Source organism: Planotetraspora silvatica (assembly GCF_016863315.1).
GTDB classification, from domain to species: domain Bacteria; phylum Actinomycetota; class Actinomycetes; order Streptosporangiales; family Streptosporangiaceae; genus Planotetraspora; species Planotetraspora silvatica.
In genome coordinates, this window is record NZ_BOOQ01000043.1 from 1 (window position 1) to 22,822 (window position 22,822).

The 22,822-nt window shown below is 68.5% G+C and carries 17 protein-coding genes and 1 other RNA gene; 6 read left to right on the plus strand and 12 right to left on the minus strand.

Going from position 1 to position 22,822, the window contains the following annotated elements:
• Positions 1 to 100: 100 nt before the first annotated feature.
• The gene (locus Psi02_RS29510; RefSeq protein ID WP_203979123.1) at positions 101 to 1,120 is read left to right on the plus strand and encodes an adenosine deaminase; all 1,020 of its coding nucleotides are present in this window, start codon (positions 101 to 103) and stop codon (positions 1,118 to 1,120) included.
• Here the strand turns inward: Psi02_RS29510 and Psi02_RS29515 are convergent, their stop codons facing one another.
• From Psi02_RS29515 to prfB, 7 genes are all read right to left on the minus strand, one after another.
• On the minus strand, positions 1,121 to 1,720 hold the full coding sequence (locus Psi02_RS29515) for a GntR family transcriptional regulator (protein ID WP_239095263.1): 600 nt from the start codon (positions 1,718 to 1,720) through the stop codon (positions 1,121 to 1,123).
• A gap of 170 nt (positions 1,721 to 1,890) precedes the next feature.
• Positions 1,891 to 2,276, minus strand: a transfer-messenger RNA (tmRNA) gene (gene ssrA / locus Psi02_RS29520).
• A gap of 293 nt (positions 2,277 to 2,569) precedes the next feature.
• Positions 2,570 to 4,486, minus strand: a complete 1,917-nt coding sequence (locus Psi02_RS29525) for a penicillin-binding transpeptidase domain-containing protein (RefSeq protein WP_239095264.1) — start codon at positions 4,484 to 4,486, stop codon at positions 2,570 to 2,572.
• A gap of 9 nt (positions 4,487 to 4,495) precedes the next feature.
• On the minus strand, positions 4,496 to 4,978 hold the full coding sequence (gene smpB / locus Psi02_RS29530; RefSeq protein WP_203956953.1) for an SsrA-binding protein SmpB: 483 nt from the start codon (positions 4,976 to 4,978) through the stop codon (positions 4,496 to 4,498).
• Positions 4,979 to 5,047: 69 nt separating this feature from the next.
• The gene (gene ftsX / locus Psi02_RS29535; protein ID WP_203956954.1) at positions 5,048 to 5,947 is read right to left on the minus strand and encodes a permease-like cell division protein FtsX; all 900 of its coding nucleotides are present in this window, start codon (positions 5,945 to 5,947) and stop codon (positions 5,048 to 5,050) included.
• 14 nt (positions 5,948 to 5,961) lie between these two features.
• Positions 5,962 to 6,651 carry a cell division ATP-binding protein FtsE gene (ftsE, locus tag Psi02_RS29540; protein WP_203956955.1) on the minus strand — a complete coding sequence of 230 codons (690 nt, stop codon included), beginning with the start codon at positions 6,649 to 6,651 and terminating at the stop codon, positions 5,962 to 5,964.
• Positions 6,652 to 7,020: 369 nt separating this feature from the next.
• A complete protein-coding gene (gene prfB, locus Psi02_RS29545; RefSeq protein ID WP_203979124.1) occupies positions 7,021 to 8,130 on the minus strand; it encodes a peptide chain release factor 2 in 1,110 nt (369 codons plus the stop codon).
• A gap of 83 nt (positions 8,131 to 8,213) precedes the next feature.
• On the opposite strand from prfB, the gene Psi02_RS29550 reads away from it, so the two are divergent.
• Positions 8,214 to 9,260 (plus strand): DUF8094 domain-containing protein, encoded by a 1,047-nt coding sequence (locus tag Psi02_RS29550; RefSeq protein WP_203979125.1) that lies wholly within the window; start codon positions 8,214 to 8,216, stop codon positions 9,258 to 9,260.
• A gap of 9 nt (positions 9,261 to 9,269) precedes the next feature.
• Here the strand turns inward: Psi02_RS29550 and Psi02_RS29555 are convergent, their stop codons facing one another.
• The 4 genes from Psi02_RS29555 to Psi02_RS29570 all read right to left on the minus strand — a co-directional run bounded on the left by Psi02_RS29555 (position 9,270) and on the right by Psi02_RS29570 (position 15,949).
• Positions 9,270 to 14,210: an NAD-glutamate dehydrogenase gene (locus Psi02_RS29555; RefSeq protein WP_373317706.1), complete on the minus strand. Its 4,941-nt coding sequence runs from the start codon at positions 14,208 to 14,210 to the stop codon at positions 9,270 to 9,272.
• Between the two features lie 44 nt (positions 14,211 to 14,254).
• Positions 14,255 to 15,076, minus strand: coding sequence for a tryptophan 2,3-dioxygenase (locus Psi02_RS29560; RefSeq protein WP_203979127.1), 822 nt, complete (start codon positions 15,074 to 15,076; stop codon positions 14,255 to 14,257).
• Positions 15,077 to 15,191: 115 nt separating this feature from the next.
• On the minus strand, positions 15,192 to 15,389 hold the full coding sequence (locus Psi02_RS29565) for a zf-HC2 domain-containing protein (protein ID WP_203956961.1): 198 nt from the start codon (positions 15,387 to 15,389) through the stop codon (positions 15,192 to 15,194).
• Entirely contained in the window at positions 15,389 to 15,949 is a 561-nt protein-coding gene (locus Psi02_RS29570) for a sigma-70 family RNA polymerase sigma factor (RefSeq protein ID WP_203979128.1), read from the minus strand. The genes Psi02_RS29565 and Psi02_RS29570 overlap by 1 nt, the downstream gene beginning before the upstream one ends.
• A 129-nt stretch (positions 15,950 to 16,078) precedes the next feature.
• Here Psi02_RS29570 and Psi02_RS29575 point away from each other — a divergent pair, with 129 nt between their 5' ends.
• The 4 genes from Psi02_RS29575 (at position 16,079) to Psi02_RS29585 (ending at position 20,483) form a co-directional block, all read left to right on the plus strand.
• Positions 16,079 to 16,666: a DUF4142 domain-containing protein gene (locus Psi02_RS29575; RefSeq protein WP_203956962.1), complete on the plus strand. Its 588-nt coding sequence runs from the start codon at positions 16,079 to 16,081 to the stop codon at positions 16,664 to 16,666.
• Positions 16,667 to 16,688: 22 nt separating this feature from the next.
• Positions 16,689 to 17,972 carry a DUF1996 domain-containing protein gene (locus Psi02_RS29580; RefSeq protein ID WP_203979129.1) on the plus strand — a complete coding sequence of 428 codons (1,284 nt, stop codon included), beginning with the start codon at positions 16,689 to 16,691 and terminating at the stop codon, positions 17,970 to 17,972.
• A 247-nt stretch (positions 17,973 to 18,219) separates the two neighbouring features.
• On the plus strand, positions 18,220 to 19,023 hold the full coding sequence (locus tag Psi02_RS40325) for a hypothetical protein (RefSeq protein WP_239095266.1): 804 nt from the start codon (positions 18,220 to 18,222) through the stop codon (positions 19,021 to 19,023).
• Complete coding sequence (locus Psi02_RS29585) at positions 19,020 to 20,483, plus strand: NADH-quinone oxidoreductase subunit NuoF family protein (RefSeq protein ID WP_239095267.1); 1,464 nt, start codon at positions 19,020 to 19,022, stop codon at positions 20,481 to 20,483. Before Psi02_RS40325 ends, Psi02_RS29585 begins: the two co-directional genes overlap by 4 nt.
• A gap of 344 nt (positions 20,484 to 20,827) precedes the next feature.
• Here the strand turns inward: Psi02_RS29585 and Psi02_RS29590 are convergent, their stop codons facing one another.
• Positions 20,828 to 22,813 carry an acetoacetate--CoA ligase gene (locus tag Psi02_RS29590; protein WP_203979131.1) on the minus strand — a complete coding sequence of 662 codons (1,986 nt, stop codon included), beginning with the start codon at positions 22,811 to 22,813 and terminating at the stop codon, positions 20,828 to 20,830.
• Positions 22,814 to 22,822 lie beyond the last annotated feature (9 nt).

Sequence of the window (22,822 nt, forward strand, 5' to 3'; positions counted from 1 at the left end):
GCTAGCGTTGCCCAGTCAGAACGGACAAAGCTGACAAAATAGTGCGAGAAATGATGATTTAGCTTGGTGACGGGCCGGATCCCCTTGTTACCGTCATGCCGTGCTCACCCCCGAAACCACCGAGTTCATCGCCGGGCTGCCCAAGGCCGAGCTGCACGTCCACCACGTCGGCGCCGCCTCCCCCCGGATCGTCGCCGAGCTGGCCGCGCGCCACGAAGGGTCGACGTCCGTTCCCGCCGACCCCGCGCTACTCGAGACGTTCTACGACTTCCGCGACTTCGCGCACTTCATCGAGATCTATCTGGCCGTCGTGGACCTCATCAGGGAGCCGGACGACCTCTGGGCCCTGATCCATGGGGTCGGCCGCGACCTGGCCGGTCAGCGGGTGCGCTACGCCGAGCTGACCGTCACGCCCTACACGCACCTGCTGCGCGGCTTCGCGGACGCCGAGTTCTGCGAGATCATCGAGGACGCGCGCCACCGCGTCGAGGCCGACTTCGGCACGACCCTGCGCTGGTGCTTCGACATCCCCAGCGAGTACGGCGTGGCCGGCGCCGACCGGACGTTGTCGGTCGCCCTCGACCAGCGGCCCGAGGGCCTGGTCTCCTTCGGCCTCGGCGGACCGGAGATCGGCGTGCCGCGCGGCATGTTCACCTCTCACTTCGCCGCCGCCAGGGCGGCCGGCCTGCACTCCGTGCCGCACGCCGGAGAGAGCACCGGCGCGGAGACGGTCTGGGACGCCATCCGCGAGTTGGGCGCCGAGCGGATCGGCCACGGTGTGCACAGCGTCGAGGACCCCGCCCTGCTGGAGCACCTGGCGACCCACGGCATCACGCTGGAGGTCTGCCCGACCTCCAACATCCGCACCCGCGTCGTCCCCAGCATGGCCGACCACCCCCTGCCCGAGCTGGTCAAGGCGGGCGTGCCCGTCACGATCAACTCCGATGATCCGCCGATGTTCGGCACGACCCTCAACCAGGAGTACGCGGTCGCCGCAGAGTTGCTCGATCTCGACCGGGACGGGATCGCCGACCTGGCACGGTCGGCCGTCCGGGCCTCCTTCCTCGCGCCCGAGGGGAAGTCCGCCCTCATCGCCGAGATCGACGCGTACGCGGGGTAATCAGAACTCGTCGGCGCCGGTCACCTGGACGATGGGGAAGACGTGGCGGGACGCGGCGCAGATGGTCTCCAGGACATGGATCGGCACGTCGTCGGCGGAGTAGCCGGCACGCACGATCTGCACGACCCACTCTCCGCGCTCGAGATCCAGGACGGCGGCCTCCACCTCCGTGGGAGGCCGCGCGGTCAACTGCTCCTCGGCCCGGCCGAAGCGGTGGCCCAGCGCCTCGATCCCCGCCTGCAGGCTCGGCCGTACGAAGCCCGGCTCGCAGAGCGGGGTCCCGCCGAAGACGTCGAGCCGGAAGTAGCTCGTCGCGACCCGGACCGGCACGTCGTCGGCCAGCATCATCTTGCGCCGGGCCAGGATCTCGGCTCCGGGCTCGACGCGCAGGGCCAGGGCGATGTGCTCGGAGGCCGGCTCCGGTCCCACGTACAACATGCGCCGGTCGGCCCGGATCCCCTGCCACCCGGCCTCGGTCATGAACAGGGACGCCGAGCCGCGCACCGCCGGTTCGGTGGGCAGGGCACGCCGGACGACGACACGCGGGCGGTCCTTTCCGCTGGTGACGGGAGTCGTCCCGCCTCGTACCCGCTCGTCCACAGCCGCTTGGTCTCCTTCCACCCGTTCACCACCACAGCGACTCTAACCAGCGACCGGGGCGGCCTGACGCGAGGCCATGAGACCCCTCAGAAACGATCAAAGGGCGGCCGGTCCGGCGATGTCGCCGAACCGACCGCCCTCAAGCGATCCGTACGTCAGGAAAGACGTACACGTGGAGGTGGCGGGAATCGAACCCGCGTCCTTCAACACCAAGACAAGGCTTCTCCGGGCGCAGCCTGTTGCGATTTTCTCAGCCCCGGCAATCTCACAGGCGAGTCGCCGACGGGCTCAGTCACTGTTTGTTTTCCCGCTCGACCCCGTGACCGGGTCGGTCGGTTGAGCCTCCTAGCGATGTCAGCTCCGGGCCGGAGGCCCTCCCGGGCTGACAGAGGTCACTCGCTGCTTAGGCGGCGAGAGCCAGGGAACCCTGGCTAGCCTCAGTGCGCATGTTATTGGCACTTATTGGTTTGCGGTCACAGTGTTAACGAGGTTATGTCCGCAGTCCTCGGCCCGCTTCCCTTGACTTGCAATGCCGAAGTCGAAACCGGTCACCCCCTGTTGAGTTGTCAATCCCCAGCTCAAGGAGCCAGGAATGGAACCCTACATTCTCAACGTTCGCGGCGCGAACCGAATTCCAGCCGGTACGGCGAAGCCCCCGGGGACGCGGCATAGCACGCGCCCCCGGGGGCCGACCGGCAGGGTCGAGCCGGTCCGGACGGAAGGGCTCCCCCCGAGATGGAGCCCTGATCTCATCACGGTGACCGGGACCGCAACCCCCCAAGCGGTGCCCAGTCACCTAGGAAGACGCAGTGAGCGCCCCCGATGGTTGCCTCTGGTGCGGAAGTTTTTTCAGGTCTGTGAATCGACCGGCGCGTTGGTCTGCGGGTCGCTCTGTTTCTGCAGGTAGCGGAAGAAGTCCCCGGCGATGACGGCGGACGTCGTCGCGTCTGCGCTGTGGGAGAGCACGGCCACGGCCACGTCGCCCTGATAGCCGACGAACCACGACAGGTTGGTGCGCTTCTTCTTCACCACCTGCGTCACCTCAGACGCCACACCATGCACAGGCTCACCTCGGGCCGCGGCACCGCGGGCCGTGCCATGCGTGACGCCCAGCCGCATCAGGGTCCGCAGCGTCTCGACCCTGGCGGGGTCGAGCACCTGCGGCGCCGGCGGGACCGTCGGGGGCGCCTCGGCCGAGGCGTCCGGCGTGGAGGGTGAGGTGACGAGCACGGGGGGCCGCCAGGTGCCGGAATCGACCGCCGCCGCGACCAGCGCCATCGACAGGGGGCTCACCTGGACGCTCCGGCCGGCGATCATCTTGGCCACGGCGGCATCGGTCGCCGCCTCCGGAATGGACCCGGTGAAGGTCTTGAGCGGGAGGCCCCAGTCTCCGCCGATGCCGAACTTCGACGCGCTCTCGGCGATGGCGGCCCCGTCGACCCGCCGGGCCAGGGAGGCCAGCGCGGTCACGCATCCCTGGGCGAAGTCTCCCGAGAACGTGGGTGTCACGGCCCCCAGCAGTCCGGGCTGGGTGAATCGCGCGCCGCCGACCGTTCGGTCGGCGCTGCAGGGCAGCCTCTGCGACGGTTTGAGGCCGCCCTTGAGGAGCGCGTCGGAGGCGACGATGGAGAACGCCGTTCCTGGCGGGTACTTCCCGGCGAGGGCGTCCTTCTCCTGGTTGAGCTGGTTCGTGGAGACCGCGAGGACCTCACCCGTGGTCGCGTTGACGGCGACGAGCGCGGCCGGTCGGGAACCGGCCACCGCACCGTCACCGGCGTGCTGGACGCGGCTGTCGATCGTGGTCCTGACGGACTCGTTCTTGCGCCCGGGCCAGGCCTTGAGCTCCTTGACCTGATCAGACGTGGCGGTGTCCAGGATGACGACGCGGGTCTCCGTCGAGCCGGTCAGCTGGTCCTGGTAGGCCTTCTGGAGCCCGTCTCTGCCCACGGTGTCGCCCGCCCGCTGCGGCCCGCCGAGCTGCTGCTCGGCCTCCGGCGTGATCGCCGCGACGCGGCCCACTATCTGGACGGGCGACTTCGGGGCGACCGGCGGGGTGTCCGGCTGGATCTCAAGGTCCTTGATCGCCGCCAGCTTGGCCTGGATGCTGGCGTACTTGGTGCCGCCGAAGGTGGCGAGCGGGACGAATTCCCGCGGCGGCGAGGAGAGGATCCGGCTCAGCAGGCGGTCCTGGGCGAAGCCGGTGACCTTCGAGAGCTGGTCGCACAGCCGGCCCGGGTCCTTGACCTTCGCGGGGTAGACCCCGGCCACGTAGAGCTTCGTCTCCTCCTGGAGCGGGTTGCCCTGGTTGTCGAGGACGGGCTTGCGGCCTTCGGGCACCGTCGCCACAGCGAGGCGCTGCCCCGCGTGGAGATCCGGGTGGATGATGCTCGGCGACCAGCGGACCTTCCATACGCCGTCCACCAGGTGCATCGGCAGGGCGCCGTCGTACTCCCACAGAGGGTTGTTCTCCCCCAGGTCGACCTGGGCGTGGAACTCGGCCTTGGCGTCGTCGCCGGTGCGCTGGATGCCGGTCAGCGAGAACCGGATCGAGGCGGCGTCGAGTTGTACCTCGAAGTTCTGCAGAGCGCTCCGCACGGTCGCCGGATCGCCGTCGACCCGCTGAGCGGCGTCGGCGTAGTCGCCGGTCTGCCAGCCGACCAGGAAACCTCGGACGGCCTCGTGCGGTGACGGCTCCTCGAAGCATCCGGTGAGCATCGGCGCCACCAGGCCGATCGCCAGCGCGGCGCGCAGGACTCTCGCGTGCACGGACACGGCCTAGCGGCCCCCTCGGCGACGGACCGCGGTGGACATGGCGCGAGCCATGTCCCGGTTCGCCTGCTTCTCCATCAGGGTCTGCCGTTTGTCGTAGTCCTTCTTACCCCGGGCGACGCCGATTTCGATCTTGGCCTTCCCGTCCTTGAAGTACATCGCGAGCGGGATCAGGGTCAGGCCGCGCTCCTTGAGGGTGGCGCTGATCTTGCTGATCTCCTTGCCGTGAAGCAGCAGCTTGCGCGTGCGTCGTGAGGCATGGTTGGTCCACGTGCCCTGGCTGTACTCCGGGATGTACACGTTGATCAGCCACGCCTCGCCGTTCTCCACCGAGGCGTAACCGTCGGTGAGGTTGGCCTTGCCCGCGCGGAGGGATTTCACCTCGGTGCCGGTCAGGACCAGCCCGGCCTCGTAGGTGTCCTCGATGAAGTACTCGTGCCGGGCACGCTTGTTCTGGGCGATCAGTTTTCGCCCGATCTCACGTGGCATACAGGGAGCCTACCGTTGACGCGGGGGGCGGAAACGACGTGCGCGTACGCTCGGGAGACCGCCCACCGGTCACACGCGCAGGTAACGACGGAGCGTGACGAACGAGGCGAGCACACAGATCACCACGCCGACGGCCATGGTGAACGTGATCACACCCGCGACCGTGTTCCATCCGAGGGGGATGGCCATGTAGGTCTGGATTCCCTCGAACAACAAGATCTTGGTGACGATCAGCAGGACCGCGGCGAACACGCCGCCGATGAGGCCCGCGATCACACCCTCCATCACGAACGGCAACTGGATGTAGATGTTCGAGGCGCCGACCAGCCGCATGATGCCGGTCTCCCGGCGCCGGTTGTACGCCGACAATCGGACCGTGTTGCCGATCAGCAGTGTCGCCGCGAACACCATCAGGATGGCCACACCCAGGGCCATGTTCCTCAGCTTGCCCAGGAACCCGAAGTAGGTGTCGAGGATCTCGCGCTGGTTGACGATGTTGGACACGCCCGCCTGTCCCGTGATGCTCTCGGTCACGGCGGTGGCGTTGTTGGGGTCCTTGAGCTTGACGCGGAAGGACTCCGGCAGGTCGTCGGGCTGAACGACCGACAGCAGCAGGCTGTTGCCCTGCTGCGCCTGGAAGTTCTTGTACGCCTGCGCCTGGTCCTCGAAGTCGACCCGCTCGACCTCGGGCATGCCCCCGATCGTCTGCTTCAGGGCCGCCTTCTGCTCGTCGGTGAGCGGGGGCTTGTTCTTGCAGGACGGGAAGACGTCGTCCTTCTTGCACAAGAAGACCGACAGCTCGACCTTGTCGGTCCAGTAGCTGGTCATGGACGAGACCTGAGAGTTGATCATCAGTCCGATGCCGAGCAGTGCCATGCCGACCGCGACGGTCACGATGACGGCGATCGTCATCGTGAGGTTACGGCGAAGGCCGATCCAGACCTCGGAGAAGATGAAGTTGGCCCGCATGCTCCCAGTTACTCCTAATACGCCTGACCGTAGACGCCACGCGACTGGTCACGGACGATCTTTCCGTCCTCCAGCTCGACCACGCGCTTGCGCATGGAGTCGACGATGGCGGCATCGTGTGTGGCCATGAGGACGGTGGTGCCGGTCCTGTTGATGCGGTCGAGCACCTTCATGATGCCGATGCTCGTCGCGGGGTCGATGTTTCCAGTGGGCTCGTCCGCCAGAAGGATCATGGGCCGGTTGACGAAGGCGCGCGCCATGGCGACACGCTGCTGCTCGCCACCGGAGAGCTCGTCAGGCATGCGATGCGCCTTGCCCTCCAGCCCGACCAGCTCGATGACCTCCGGCACCACCTTGCGGATGAACCGCCGCGGCTTGCCGATGACCTCCAGCGCGAACGCCACGTTCTCATAGACGTTCTTGTTGGGCAGCAACCGGAAGTCCTGGAAGACGCATCCGATGCGGCGCCGCAGGTGGGGAACCTTGAAGTTGGACAGCCGGGAGAGGTCCTTGCCGGCGACATGGATCGCCCCGGAGTTGGGCCGCTCCTCCTTGAGGACCAGGCGAAGGAAGGTGGACTTCCCTGATCCGGAGGGACCGACCAGGAACACGAACTCGCCTTTGTCGACGTCCACGCTCACGTGGTCGAGGGCAGGCCGGTTTTGGTTCGTGTAGACCTTGGTGACATTATCGAAATGGATCACAGGCGCATCACGGCAAGCCAGTCTAGGGGGCGGGGACATCCAGCGCGGAGGGCGACCGTAAGTTCCGATCGACGTTCCGGTTGGCCGTACCTCAGTGTAGGGGTAACACTGGCATGGAACGTCCATAACGGAAACAAAACGATTAGGCCTTGGGTCATGGGACGGTAAGGGTGTTATGAGCTGCGAACATTTGATCTGCGCGGCCTGCGCGGGCCCTGTGGTAGAGGGCCGGTGCCCCGTCTGCCGCGAAGGACGCGCCAAACTTCACCATCACGGGTTCATGGGTCTTCCGCCCGTGCTCATCGCACTGGCCATCCTGCTCGCCGTCGCTCTGCTGGCCCTGTCACACATCAGCGGGTACTAGACCGCTCACTGCGCCTCCTGGCGGCGCATCCACCGGATCTCGCCCTCGATGAACTCGTCGAGGTCGCCGTCCAGGACGGCGGTCGGGTTCCCCGCCTCGACGCCGGAGCGCAGGTCCTTGACGATCTGGTAGGGGTGCAGCACGTAGTTGCGGATCTGGGTGCCCCAGGAGGTGGTGGACTCGCCGCGCAGCTCGTTCATCGCGGCCGCCTCCTCCTGGCGCTTGCGCTCCAGCAGTTTGGCGGACAGGACGGTCATCGCGGAGGCCCTGTTCTGCAACTGGGACCGCTCGTTCTGGCAGGACACCACGATGCCGGTCGGCAGGTGGGTGATCCGGACGGCGGAGTCGGTGGTGTTCACGCCCTGGCCGCCGGGCCCGGACGACCGGTAGACGTCGATGCGCAGATCGTCTTCGTTGATGTCGATGTGGTCGGTCTGTTCCACGACCGGGACCACGTCCACGCCGGCGAAGGAGGTCTGGCGGCGGCCCTGGTTGTCGAACGGGCTGATCCGGACCAGACGGTGGGTCCCGTGCTCACCCCGGAGCGTGCCGTACGCGTAGGGCGTCTTGATCACGAATGTGGCCGACTTGATGCCGGCCTCCTCGGCGTAGGAGGTGTCGTAGACCTCGGTCGAGTATCCGTGGCGCTCGGCCCACCGCAGGTACATGCGCAGGAGCATCTGCGCCCAGTCGGCCGCGTCGACGCCGCCCGCCTGGGAGTTGATCGTGACGAGCGCCTCCCGCGAGTCGAACTCGCCCGCCAGCAGGGTGCGCACCTCGAGCGCGCCGACGTCGGACTTGAGCGAGCCCAGCTCCTTCTCCGCCTCCGCGAGCGCGTCCTCGTCGCCCTCTTCGGCCGCCAGTTCGAACAGGACCGGCAGGTCCTCCAGGCGGCGGGCCAGGCCCTCGACGCGATTGATCTCGCTCTGCAGATGGGACAGCTTGCTGGTCACCTTCTGCGCCTGCTCGGGGTCGTTCCACAGATCAGGCGCGGCAGCCTGCGCCTCCAGGTCGGCGACCTGCTTGCGCAGGGAATCGAGGTCGAGCACGTCCTGGATGCCCCGGAGGGTGCCGGTAAGCTCGCTGATCTCTTCGGCTGGATCGATGACTGCCACGTCTCCAAAGGGTACGCGAACGCGAGACCCTGTCGGGTCTCGCACCTCGGCTAGCATGTGGATCCTTGTATTAGGAGGCTGGCGTGAACGGGGTCGTCCGGAGTGCGCTCGTCGTGGCGCTCCTCGCCGGTACGGCTGCCGCCTGCACCGGCCCGGCGCCGGCCGCGCCGTCGGCGAGCCCTGCCGCCGCCACGTCGAGCGCTCCCGTGCCGAGTCCCAGCCACAGCCCCGAACCGCAGGCCGTGACGGTCCCGGAGGCCGAGAAGGCCTTCAGCGGGTTCCTCGCCACCGACGACGTCCTCAGGGCGGCGGGCGCGGACAGATGGACGCTCTCACTCGCCCGTGACGGCCAGCGCCCCATCACCGCGGCCCAGATCCACTCGTACGGCGCCAAGCCGCCCCACTACACCTGGGCGCATCCCGCCGTCTTCGTGCCCCGGCAGAGCGCCGGAGCCGGCCTCCAGTGGTTCGCCGCGACGGCCGAGCGCCGGAACTCGACGGGTGACGTCCGCACGGCCGTGTTCGCCTTCACACGGCCCAGCGCGGCCTCCCGCTGGCAGAACAGCTTCGAGTCCCTGGTCTACCCCGGCGACGAGCCGCCGAAGATCTCCGTGGACGCTGAGGGCTATGCGACGTCGCTCGCCACCCGTGACCAGAGCGTCGCGATCAGTCCCAACCTGATGGGCCCCCTGCACGCCACGGTCGCCGAGGAGGGACAGGACGGCTACGCCTCGGGCCTCATCGCGCCGGGCCCGCAGACGACCGGCTTCTCCGCCGTGATCAAGGCCGACAAGCAGAAGGCGCTGAAGAACGGCCTGAACTACAACTCCCTCTTCGCGATAGCGGCGACCTACCCGAGCTTCGCCCTGCGGACGGGCGACGGAGGCGCGCTGATGTTCTACACGCTGATCCGCACGTCCACGTGGACGCCGGAGCTCGAGTTCGCCAAGGGGCGCCCGGTGCCCATCCCCCCGGCGGCTCGCTGGACGCTGCAGAACCCGGTCATCTGGGACGAGAGGCGGATCGAGGAGACGCAGCAGTACGTGAGCGCGGTGCCGCCCAAGACGTCCACCGCGCCCGCTCGTGTCATCGCCTACGACAACTTCGTCACCAGGGCCTCCGCCACCTGATCCCGGGTCTCACGACTCGGCGTGCGGCAGGTTGCTCGTCGCGACCAGGGTCCGAATGGCCCGCAGCGCCACGGAGAGCGTCGCGAGGTCGAACGTGTCGCTCTCCCAGATCTCCGACAACGTCTGCCTGGCCCGCTCGACGGCCGCGTTGTTCGCCTCCGACCAGCTGGCCAGCCGTTCCTCCGGGGACAGGCCGGGCTTGCTGTGGATCAGCACGTCACGGGTGAGCGTGGCGTGGGCCGCGTACAGGTCGTCCCGCAGCGCGGACCGGGCCATCGAGTTCCACCTGCTGTCCCGCGGCAGGTGGATGACCCGCTCCCTGAGCCGTGCGAGCTGGAGCCGGTCGGCCAGGTCGAAGTAGACCTCGGCGACCTCGTTCACCGGCCTCCCGGTGAACGAGGAGATCTCCACCAGGTCGAACGTGGAGTAGGCGGGCACCATCGAGGCCACGCGCTCGGCCAGGTCGTCCGGCACGCCGCGGGCCACGAAGGAGTCCCTCCTCTCCTCGTACGCCACCAGGTCGGGCCCGGTGAGGAGCTTCGGCAGGTGGGGAAGCAGGCCGTTGGAGCCCTCGATGAACGCCTTGGCCGTGGACGCGAGGTCGAGAGGCGGCCGGCGGTTGCCGAGCAGCCACCGGGTCCCGCGCTCGGACAGCTTCCGGCTCTCGAAGAGCATCGCGAGCTGGGTGGCGGTGTCGACCTTGTTGTCCAGCGCCTCCACCTGGCGTCGGAACGCGGCCAGGTCGAACACCTCGCGGGTCACCAGGTACGCCCGGACGACGTCGGCCGTCGAGGCGCCGGTCTCCTCCCCGAAGCGGAACACGAAGCTGGTTCCGCCCGCGTTGACCACGTCGTTCACGACGCGGGTCGTGATGATCTCCCGGCGCAGCGGGTGGGAGTCCATGTAGGTGCGCAGGCGTTGCCGCAGGGCCGAGGGGAAGTAGGACACGAGCCACGACGCGAGGTACGGATCGTCGGGGATACCCGAGGCGAGCAACTCGGCGTCCACCACGTGCTTGGTGTAGGCGAGCAGCACCGCGAACTCCGGCGCGGTGAGCCCCAGCCCGGACTGGCGGCGCTCGGCCAGCATCTTGTCCGACGGGAGGAACTCCAGCTGCCGGTCGACCAGTCCCGCCCTCTCCAGGCGCCGCAGGTAGCGGGCGTGGATGTGCAACATCGAGGACGCCTGGGCGCGCGAGGCGGCCAGCACCACGTTCTGCGCGTAGTTGTCGTCGAGCACCAGCTCGCCCACCTCGTCGGTCATCTCGAGGAAGAGCTGGTTGCGCTGCTTGTCGGTCATCTCGCCGTCGCGGACGACCTGGTTCAGCAGGATCTTGATGTTGACCTCGTGGTCGGAGGTGTCCACCCCGGCCGAGTTGTCGATGAAGTCGGTGTTGACCAGGCCGCCGCCCAGTGCGAACTCGATCCTCGCCAGCTGGGTGAGACCGAGGTTCCCGCCCTCTCCCACGACCTTGCAGCGCAGGTCCGCGCCGTTGATCCGGAGACCGTCGTTGGCCTTGTCCCCCACGTCGGCGTGGGTCTCGGACGTGGCCTTGACGTAGGTGCCGATGCCGCCGTTCCAGAGCAGGTCCACAGGGGCCTTGAGGATGGCGCTGATGAGGTCGTTGGGGGCCAGCGCGGTGACGCCGCCCGGGATGCCGAGCGCGGCGCGCATCTGCGCCGACACGGGGATGGACTTGGCGGTCCGCGGCCACACGCCGCCGCCGCCGGAGATGAGCGCGCGGTCGTAGTCGGCCCAGGAGCTGCGCGGCAACGCGAAGAGCCGGCTGCGCTCGGCGAAGCCGCGGGCGGCGTCGGGCGAGGGGTCGACGAACACGTGCCGGTGGTCGAACGCCGCGACCAGCCTGATGTGCTCCGACAACAACATGCCGTTGCCGAAGACGTCACCCGACATGTCGCCGATGCCGACGACCGTGAAGTCGGTCGCCTGGACGTCGACGCCGATCGTGCGGAAGTGGTACCGCACCGACTCCCAGGCACCCTTGGCGGTGATGCCCATGGCCTTGTGGTCGTAGCCGACCGAGCCGCCGGAGGCGAACGCGTCCCCGAGCCAGAAGGCGTACTCCTTGGACACCTCGTTGGCGATGTCGGAGAACGTCGCCGTGCCCTTGTCGGCGGCGACCACCAGGTAGGTGTCGTCGCCGTCGTGCCGTACGACGTCGGGCGGGGGCACGACCTCACCGGCGACCAGGTTGTCGGTCAGGTCGAGAAGGCCGGAGATGAACTGGCGGTAGCAGGCGATGCCCTCGGCGAGCTGCTCGTCACGCCCGCCCGCCGGTGGGCGCTTCACCACGAACCCGCCCTTGGAGCCGGTGGGCACGATGACGGTGTTCTTCACGGTCTGGGCCTTGACCAGGCCGAGGACCTCCGTGCGGAAGTCCTCCATCCGGTCGGACCAGCGCAGACCGCCGCGGGCGACCTTGCCGAAGCGCAGGTGCACGCCCTCGACCCTGGGCGAGTAGACGAAGATCTCGTACTTCGGGCGCGGCAGCGGCAGCACGCTGATCGCCTGCGGGTCGAACTTCAGCGCGATGTACGGCTTGCGCCGGCCGGAGACGAAGTGGCTGCCCCCGGCTCCGGCGTCCCTGCCCTCGCTGCCGGCGGCCTGGAAGATGTTGGTCCGCAGCGTGGCGGTGATCATCTCCAGGTAGGCCCGGAGGATGCGGTCTTCGTCGAGTGAGGCCACCTCGTCGAGCGAGGCGAGGATCTCCTCGGTGAGCGCGTCGCACACCTCGGATCTGCCGTCGTCGGGCCGTCTCGGGTCGAGCCGCGCCTCGAAGAGCCTGACCAGCAGCCGTGCCAGCCGTACGTTGCCGAGCAGCACGCGTTCTATGTAGCTCTGGCTGAACATGGTGCCGGCCTGCCGGAGGTACTTGGCGTACGCGCGCAGGATCTCGGCCTGTTCCCAGGTGAGGCCGCCGGCCAGCACGAGCGCGTTGAAGCCGTCGTTCTCCACGTCGCCGCGCCACAACGCGCCGAACGCGTCCTGGAACAGCTGCTTGAAGTCGTCGCGTTCCACGTCGTCCGCCGGCGTGTACCGCAGGCCGAAGTCGTAGATCCAGGCGTCCTGGGAGCCCTTGTCGTGGTCCCTGTCCACCTCGTACGGGCGCTCGTCGACCACCTCGACGCCCATCCGCTGGAGCAGCGGCAACACGTGGGACAACGAGATGGGCGCGCCCATCCGGTAGAGCTTGAACCGCCGCTCGCCCTCTGCCGCGCCGTACGGCTCGTAGAGGTTCATGCCGATCTCGGACGGGTCCTCGGCGAGCTGCTCCAGCCGCCGGAGGTCGGCCACGGCCGTACGCGGCGGGAAGTCGGCCTTGTACCCCTCGGGGAAGGCCGTGCTGTAGCGGCGGATCAGCGCGGGCGCCTCCTCCTCCGCGCACAGCTCGTTGATGGCGACAGCCAGGTCGTCCTCCCAGGAGCGGGTGACGGCCGCGAGGCGCGTCTCCAGGTCCTCGACGTCGACCGGGAGATCGCCGAGCGGCTTGCCGCGCTCGCCCCGGATGACCACGTGCAGCCGGGCCAGCGCCGACTCGCCGATCATGGCGCTGTAGTCGAGCGTGGTGCCGCCGAGCGCCTTGAGCAGGAGCTGCTGCATGGCCAGGCGGACCTTGGTCGTGTAGCGGTCGCGCGGCAGGAAGATCAGGCAGGAGATGTACCGGCCGTAGTCGTCACGGCGCAGGAAGAGCTTGACCTGCTTGCGCTCGCGCAGCCGGAGCACGCCGAGCGCGATGGGCAGCAGCTCGTCCACGGAGATCTGGAAGAGCTCCGCACGCGGGTAGGTCTCCAGGATCTCGATCAGGTCCTTGCCGTCGTGGCTGTCCGGCGGGAGCCCCGCCCGGTCGAGGACCTCGCCGAGCTTGCGCCGGAGCACGGGGACCCTGGAGATCGACTCGTTGTACGCCACGTGGGTGAACAGCCCGAGGAACCGGCGCTCGCCGGTCACCTCGCCGTCCGGGGAGAAGAACTTGACGCCGATGTAGTCGAGGTACTGCGGGCGGTAGACGGTCGCGCGGCTGTTGGCCTTCGTGACGATCAGGACCTGCTTCTCCCTCGCCTTCGCCCGCATCGCGGGCGGCATGGCGGCGAAGCTGTCCGATCCGGCCTTGTCGGCCCGCAGGATGCCGAGCCCGGTGCCGGGGATGGCCCGCAGGCTCTCCCCTCCCTCGGTCTCGACCAGGCGGTACTCCCGGGTGCCGAGGAACGTGAAGTGGCCGTCGGCCAGCCAGCGGAGCAGCTCCTGGCTGTCCTCCACCCCGGCGGGGTCGAGCGGGGGCGGATCGGCCGACAGCTCGTCCGCCGTGTGCACGGCCAGCGCCCGCATCTTGGCGAAGTCCTCTACGGCGCAGCGCACGTCGAGCAGGATCCGCTGCAGATCGCCTTCCAGCTGCTTGAGCCCGGCGGGGTCGGTCTGGCGATCGATCTCGATGTGCATCCACGACTCGCGGAGCAGCTGGCCGGTGACCTCCTTGTGACCGGCGACGTCCTCCTGGCCGGCTCCGGCCACCAGCGCGCCGGTCATGTCACGGCGCACCTGCATCTGCGGGTGGACGATCAGATGGGTGCCGAGCTCGTGCCTGTCGATCTCGCTCGTCACCGAGTCGAGGAGGAACGGCATGTCGTCGGTGACGATCTGCACCACGGAGCGGCCGGGGTCCCAGCCGTTCTCCTCCAGCGTGGGCGTGTAGACCCGGACCACCGCCCGTCCCTGCGGCCGGTGCTCGGCCAGGTGGCGGTGGGCCACGGCCGGCCCGAACACGTCCACGGGATCACGGTCGGCCAGGTCCTCGACGGCGACGTGGAGGTAGTACCGCCGGAGGAAGGCGAGCACCTCCTTGCCGTCGCCCGGCGCGCCAGGCGCGTGGGCGCACCTCTCGGCTGCGGTGCGGAGGAGCTCGTCCAGCGCTTCCTGAGAATTTTGCGCCATATCGAGCGGCATGTCGCTACTCACCCCTTTGTGAGCTTTTAGGTTTAAAGCCAGGCCCTTAATTCCCACAAGAGGGGAAAGAACTGCATTCGTGTGCGTCCGCGGAGGTACGGCGCTCCGGACGAGCCGCCCGTACCGGATTTGGTGCCGATCTGGCGCTCGACCATCTGAACGTGGCGCATCCGCCAATGAGCGGTGGTCTCGTCGTGCGTCAGCAGATCTTCGGCGAGTTCCCACAGATCGTCGTACGATCCGCGATCCCTCGCCACGGCCAGCAGGGAGTCCATGATCTCCTCATCGGAGACAGCGAGGCCACGCTGGGAAAGTGCGGTGAGGTAAGCATCCCACAGGGTGGGTTCGGCCAGCCGCCGCCTGAGTCTGGCGAGTTCCGCGTCGTCGGCGTCCCGGAGCCGGCTGAGATAGGCCTCGTCCTTCGCTCCGGAGAGGAACTCGAGCTCACGGAACTGGACCGACTGGAACCCGCTGGCCGGCGCGAGAACCGACCGGAACTCCAGGAAGTCCTGCGGCGTCATGGTCTCCAGCACCTGGACCTGCTCGACGAGGACCCGCTCCACCGCGTGGACCCGGCGGAACAGGTGCCTGGCGCGCCACAGCGCACCCTCGATCATCGCGTCCCTGATGCGCTCCAACTCGTGCAGGAGCAGCTTGAACCACAGTTCGTAGACCTGGTGGACCGTGATGAAGAGCAGTTCGTCGCTCGCGCCCGACTGGGGCGCCTGCTGGGCGAGGAGATCTCTCAGGCGGAGGTAGTCGCCATAGGACAGGCGAGCGCCTTCCTCGCCGAAACTACGCGGAGGAGGCGAAGCGTTCGCGGCCCGGGCCTGCCTATCCGGCAACGCAGCCATGCACCACTCCTCTGGTGGCACAGCATCTCCCTGTCCCCATTGACAGGAAGCGTGGCACCACCGCACCCGATATCACCCGAAAAGGCCCCATACGTCAACTTAACGTACAGGCGACTCAGGGGCGGGTCCGCTCGGGGGACACGGAGTCAGCCTTGACCGCGTCGAGCATACCGGGAACGTCGTGGCTCTCCAGCAACTCCGACTGGCACTGCGCGCAGCCGTCGAGGTGGCGCTCGAATGCCTCCACGTCGTCGTCATCGAGCACTCCAAGGGCATAGGCGGCCACATCGAAGTGTTCCGACGACGCGGACATCAGCTCGCCACCCCCCTTTCCTTCAGTGCCGAACGCAGAGCGCGCAGGGCATAGAAGAGCCTCGATTTCACGGTACCCGGCGGAATCCCCAGAATCTCCGCCGCTTCGCTTACCGTACGGTCCCGTAAGTATGTCTCTTCGATAACTTCCCGGTGCTGGACCGACAGTCCGCGTAAAGCGTCGGCGACCACGATGGCCGCCAGTGTGCGATCGGAACCGTCCGGGACGGCGATGGTGTCCTCTTCCGGAGCCTCCACCTCTCTGGGGCGGACGCCCCTGCGCCGGCGCCCGTCGATCACGATGCGGCGGGCCACGGTCAAAAGCCAGGCCCACAGGAGGCCGGGTTCCCAGGTCAGCTTCGCGGAGTTACGCCAGGCGCGAACAAGCGTCTCCTGGACCACGTCCTCGGCCCATTGCAGATCGTTGCCGGTCGTCTTCCGCACTTGACGCAGCAGCGGACCACCGAACTCCTGGTACAGCTCCCTGATCAGATGATCGTCCCGATCAGGGTCGCCGTAGGAGTCCTGACGCGCGAACCGGCTGTCGAGTTGTCGACGCACGGGCACATGTTTGCATCAGTTTTCCTCGCCTGTACTCGACTCCGCTAACTCCAGTCATTTCTGACTATTTCCTGAACCGCCTGCCACACCTCCGCGTACCTCCCACCGAAGGTCACGAAAGGAGGCACGATGCGGTTCCGGTTTGGGGAACTCCTGGTGTTCGGCGTCTTCCTCTTCGCCGCGGCCATCGCCGTGGTCGTGGTCGTCCCCCGAGGTGAGGCGGCCCAGGCTGGATGGACTCAGACGCAGTGGGGGCCCCTCAGCCCGGCCGACCGCGACCTGCTCGTGCGGGTCCGGTGGGCAGGACTCTGGGAGATCCCCGCCGGCCGATGGGCTCAGGATCGCTCGAACAGCGACAAGGTCAAGGACGTCGGCATGCACCTGGTGACCGACCACACCAAGCTCGACGCCGAGGTGCGCGCCCTGGCCGACAAGCTCGGGGTCCTGTTGCCCAACGAGCCCAACCCCGACCAGCAGGGGTGGCTCGACGAGATGTCGGGAGCCAGAGGGCCCGAGTTCGACCGGATCTTCGTCGACCGGCTGAGAAACGCCCACGGCAAGGTCTTCGCGGTCGTCGCCGCCGTACGCGCGGGCACCCGCAACGACCTGATCCGCGAGTTCGCCACGACGGCGAACAACGTCGTCATGAAGCACATGTCCCTACTGGAGAGCACAGGCCTCGTGGATTACTCCACGCTTCCCGCCCCCACGGTCTAGTCAGGTTCAGGAGCTATCAAACATGCGAAAACGGCTGATGCTTGCGAGTGCCGGCCTCCTGCTGAGCAGCGCGCTCGTCGGGCTCGACGTGCCGGCGGCCTCCGCTCACTGCGATCCCACCGTGCAGGGACACGACGAGTGTGAGGACGTCGGCCCCTTCCTGGAGGACTTCGTCGACATCCGGAAGGTCCCCCGCGCGAACACCGGCGTCGTCGCCGGTCGCGGGTCGTTCATCTCCCGCTGCGGCCGCAACGAGAACGGGCACCACAACTCGGACAACCACATCGTCGCCCCCGGCGTGTCGAACGGCGCACACCACATCCACGACTACGTCGGCAACCTGACCACCAACGGGTTCTCCACAGACGAGAGCCTCGCCGCAGGCGGCACCACCTGCCGCCTGGGCGACAAGTCCACCTACTTCTGGCCGGTTCTGCGGAGCAGGACCGGAGCGACGCCGATCAAGAGCCGTGCGGAAGCGGACGCCGACGCGAACGCCGACGCCGATTCCGAGGCGCCGGCCTCCGAGCCTCCCGCGTCCGAACCCGCAGCGTCCGAGGCGCCGGCTTCCGACGCCCCGGCTACCGACGCCCCGGTTGACCCCGCGGTCGCCGAGACTCCGGCTTCGGAGACTCCGACTTCCGAGACGGCGACTTCCGAGACTCCGACGGACGCGGCGACGTCGCCGGGCGCAGAGGCGGATCCCGCCGCGCCCGCCCCGGCGGACACGGCTCCGGCCCCCAGCGCGTCGGCTCCCGCTCCTGCGGACCCGGGACACGGCGCGGAGGGGAACGTCGGGACGATCCTCCTGCCGAAGGTCGTGACGCTGCAGTTCCGCGGCAACCGGTTCAACCGGGTCGTGGCCATGCCCCGATTCCTCCGGCTGATCACCGGTGACGCCAAGTCCGCCACCAACGGCCCCGCGAACGCGCGCGCCCAGTGGACCTGTTCGGGATTCACCAACCGCACCACCACCAAGTACCCCATCTGCCCCAGAGGCAGCATGGTGTTGCGGATCCTGGACTTCCCGAGCTGCTGGGACGGCGCGAACATCGACAGCGCCAACCACCGTACGCACGTCACCTTCCCCGCCGCCAACGGCCGGTGCGCGGCCGGGACCAAGCCGATCCCGCAGCTGCGCATGACGCTCGGCTACTCGGTGCCGCGTGGCGCGTCCTTCGCCGTCGACAGCTTCCCCGAACAGCTGCACAACCCGATAACCGACCACGCCGACTTCGAGAACGTGATGCCGGCACGCCTGATGAACACGGTCGTCAACTGCATCAACCGCGGCCGCCGCTGCTGATCGCGCCGTCCCGGAAACCCAGGACGTGCCGTTCCCCGTCCGAACTCCCGCGGTCCACCCCGCGTGAGGACGGGGAGCGGCACCCTTCCGCGTCCTGAGCCTCGCACTCCCCGCGGCGATCTCCTCGCTCGTGCCGAGATCGCCGGAACACCGATCACGGTTTCATCCGACGGAGGAATCCTTGCCCCACCGACGGGCTCCACGGCACACCCGGCCAGACGAAGGTCTGGATCTCAACAAACCGGGCGTGCGCATCGGCCTAGGCGCCGCGGTCACCGTGGTGATGACCGGTGCGCTCTTCGCCGCCTACAACGGGATCGGCACGCCGCTGCTGGACGCGGCGCAGACCTTTCTCACCTATTACGCGGGCGTCATCTCCCTGGTCGCCCTCACCACGACCGTCGCGCTCGGGCTCGCCGCCAGCGAGCGCGTGGTGTTGCCGATCCCCCAGCGCGTCCGCGCCCAGCTCGTGCACCGGGCCGCCGCCCTGGTCGGCGTCGGCTTCCTGGTCACCCACATCGGCATGAAGATCGCCGCTGGGCTCGTTCCCGCGTACGGCTCGATCGTGCCCACCACCTCGCTGTACGTGGGGATGGGCGCGCTGGCGTCCGACCTAATGATCGTCGTCGTCGCGACGGGCGTGATGCGCGGCCGGTTCGCCCAGGCCGAGCGTCCCTGGACGTGGCGCGTCCTGCACGACCTCGCCTACCTGGCGTGGCCGCTGTCCATCCTCCACGGGCTCATGGCCGGCCGGACCCCCGCCGCATGGGTGAGCTGGAGCTACGTGCTCTGTCTCGTGGCCGTCGGATCGGCTCTGCTGATCCGGGTCATGGCCACCTTCCGGCCCGCCCTCGAGGCCGGCGTGGTCAACGCCGTCGACATGACGCAGACGCAGCCGATGCCGCGAGCCGTACCCAAGTCGTCCCCGGAGAAGGCCCCCCGGACGATGCCGGAACCGGTTCCCCTGCTCGGCCGCACCGGCACGGACGCGACGCCCATCGGACGGGCCTCGCGGAGATCACAGGACACCAAACTTCGGAGGATCGTGTGATTCCCTATCGCGTGTCCCAGATCCGGCGGCTCGGTCCCGCACGGCTCACGGCCGGGCTGGACCAGCACCGCAGGCTCGACCTCGACGCCCACCGCGCCATCCACGGCGAGCTCGGCACCGAGTCCGTCGACACGCTCATCTCGATGGCGGAGGACGTCGATCTGCGGGGGCGCGGCGGCGCGGCCTTCCCGTTCGCGCGCAAGCTGCGCGCGGTCGCCGCGCGGGCCGGCGACTCCGAGACCGTGGTCCTGGTCAACGGCGCCGAGGGCGAGCCCGCCAGCGTGAAGGACAAGATGCTGCTCACCCGGGCCCCTCACCTCGTCCTGGAGGGCGCCCTGCTGGCGGCCGGCGCGCTCAACGCACGGCAGGTCGTGGTCGCGGTGCCCTCCGGCGACGTGGCGGAGGCCTCCATGACGGCCGCCGTCGCCGAGCGGGGCGCCGAGGACTCCGTCCGCGTCGCCGCCATCCCGGAACGGTTCATCTCGGGCGAGGGCGGCGCTCTGGTCAAGGCCGTGAACGGCCAGGCGGGCATCCCGCCAGGGCGCAAGGCCCGCTCCTCCGACAGCGGCGTGGACGGCCTGCCGACGCTGCTGTCCAACACCGAGACCTTCGCCCAGCTCGCCGTCCTCGGGGAACTGGGCGCGGAGGTGTACGGCTCGGTGGGAACCGTACAGGAGCCGGGGACGACCCTCCTGACCGTCGGCGGCTCGGCCGTCTTCCCGGCCGTCGTCGAGGTCACGCCGGGGGTGCCGCTGGCCTCTGTGCTCGACCTGTGCGAGGCGGCCGTCGGTGACGGCGTTCTGGTCGGCGGGTACCACGGGGCGTGGTTGTCCGCCGCCGAGGCGTATGGGGCGATCGTGTCCCGCCGCGGCATCTCGCAGGCCGGTGGATCTCTGGGCGCGGGCATCGTGGTGCCGCTCGGCGGCGAGACCTGCCCCCTCGGCGAGACGCTGCGCGTCGCGAACTACCTGGCCGCCCAGTCGTCGGGCCAGTGCGGCCCCTGCCGGCTCGGCCTGCCCGATCTCGCCCGCGCCGTGGCCGAACTGTCGGGCGGTTCGTCGCACGGCATCGAGCTCGTACGGCGGGCCGCGTCAGCCGTACGAGGTCGGGGGGCGTGTTTCCACCCCGACGGCTCGTCCCGGTTCGTCATGTCGGCGCTCGAAGCGTTCGCCGACGACGTGGAGGAGCACCGGATCCACGGGACCTGCGGGCGGCCGGTGCTCGAGATGCTGCCCCTCCCGGCCTCCGAATCGCCCGAGGCCAAGCTGGTGGTCGACTGGACCCGCTGCCAGGCCCATGGGCTCTGCGCGCACGTCGCCCCCGAACTGGTCAAGCTCGACCAGCACGGCTTCCCTGTCGTCGAGGAGGGCGGCGTACCCCCGTGGTTGCGTGCCGAAGCCCGCCGAGCCGTGGAGATGTGCCCCGCCCTAGCCCTCCGCTTCCCCCCCACCCCAGCGTGATCACACCCAGCGTGATCACACCCGGCGTGATCATGCACACATTCGTGCGATGCCCCACCGACCTGCGCCTCTTTCAACCGTGATCATGCACAGATTCGGAGAATGCCCCTACCACCTGCGACTCTTCTGTTCGTGATCATGCACAGGTTCGGCGCGACCACCGGCGACCTGTGCTTTTCTGCTGCGTGATCATGCACACCCAGGCCTACTGCATGATCACGGAAGGCGTTCCCCCAGCTCGTACGGCACGCAAGCGAACCTGTGCATGATCACGAAAACAGTCTGCGCAGCTCAAGGACTCCAACCCCGAATCTGTGCATGATCACGACAAGGAGTCACGCAGCTCAAGGGGCCTGATCACGAACCTGTGCATGATCACGCGGAGGGTGCGGGGGGCACGGGGGGTGGAAATGGCGGAGGACCTCTGGGTTGGCCATGGCGTCGGGGTTGGCGGCCTGCTCGACGGGTGTCCCGAGAAGGATCTTCCGTACCGGGATCTCCAGCTTCTTACCGGACAACGTCCGGGGGATGCCGGGGACCTCGTGGATCTCGTCGGGCACGTGCCGCGGGGACAGCTCGCTTCGCAGCGCCCCCTTGAGCCGGCTCACGAGATCGTCGGAGAACGCGCCGCCCTCAGCCAGCGTGACGTACAGCAGGAGACGGCCCTCCTGTCCGAGCCGTCCGGTGTCGATCACCAGGCTGTCGGCGATCTCCTCGAACCGCTCGACGACCCGGTAGAACTCGCTGGTGCCCATCCGGACGCCACCCCGGTTGAGGGTCGAGTCGGACCGCCCGTAGATCACGCAACTCCCGTCGGGGTTGAGCTTGATCCAGTCGCCGTGCCGCCAGACGCCGGGGTAGTCGGCGAAATAGGACTCGCGGTAGCGGTCACCGGACGGGTCGTTCCAGAACATGACCGGCATCGAGGGCATGGGTTGCGTCACCACGAGTTCGCCCACCTCGCCGATCACGGACGCCCCGGACGGGTCGAACGACTCCACCATCGCCCCGAGACACCGGCACGGGATGACACCTGCCCTGACCGGCAGCGACGGCACCCCGCCCACGAAACCCGTGCAGACGTCCGTGCCCCCGGAGAACGACCCGAGCTGCACATCGGCCTTGACGTCGGAGTAGACCCACGCGAACCCCTCCGGCGGCAGCGGCGATCCGGTCGAGCCGATCCCCTTCAGCCGTGAAAGGCCCGTCGGCTTCAGCCCCGCCTTCATCGAGGCGACGATGTACGGCGCGCCCGTGCCGAAGTAGGTGACCCCCTCCTCGTCCGCCAGCCTCCACAGGGCGTCGGGCCCGGGATGGGCCGCGCTGCCGTCGTAGAGGACGACGGTGGCGCCCACGAGAAGGCCGCCGATGAGGTAGTTCCACATCATCCAGCCGGTCGTGGTGTACCAGAAGAACACATCCCCGTCGCCGAGGTCCTGGTGGAAGGAGAGCGACTTGAGGTGTTCGAGCACGATTCCGCCGTGCCCGTGCACGATGGGCTTGGGCAGGCCGGTCGTGCCCGAGGAGTACAGCACCCACAGCGGGTGCCCGAACGGGACCGGCTCGAACACGAGCTCGCCGGTCTCACCGCTGAGGTCCTCCCAGGTCAGTCCCCCCTCCCCAGTACGGCTCTCGCCGACGACTGAGGCGACGGATCCCAGATGGGGGATCCACACGGTCGCCGCGAGGGTGGGCAGCTTGGCCGCGATCTCGCGGACGACGCCCGAGCGGTCGAAGGCCTTGCCGCCGTACCGGTACCCGTCGACCGCGATGAGCACCTTGGGCTCGATCTGGGTGAACCGGTCGATGACGCTCGGCGCGCCGAAGTCCGGCGAGCACGAGGACCAGATGGCCCCGAGCGAGGCGGTGGCCAGGAAGGCGATCAGCGCCTCGGGGATGTTGGGGACGTACGCCGCCACCCGGTCGCCACGCCCCACCCCGAGTCTGACCAGCCCCGCGCGCACCCGGCCGACCTCTTCGCGCAGGTGCCCGAGCGTGTACGTCCGCCGATTCCCCGCTTCATCGCGAAAAATCACAGCAAGGTGGTCGGAGTCGCCGCGCAACGCATTGGCGGCGTAATTGATCGTGGCTCCGGTGAACCATCGGACGTCCGGCATCGTCCCACTGATGACGGGCCCGTCACCACGCTCCCCCACCACGCCGAAGTAGTCCCACACCGACGTCCAGAAGTCGGCCGGATGGTCGACCGACCACTGCCAGATGTCGTCGTACGTCCCGGACCGCCCGAGCCGGTCCGCGTAGCGCGTCACCCGAGCGTCGCGGACGATCTCCGGCGTCGGTTCCCAGAGCAGAGCGCCTTCCTCAACCATGTGTCCATC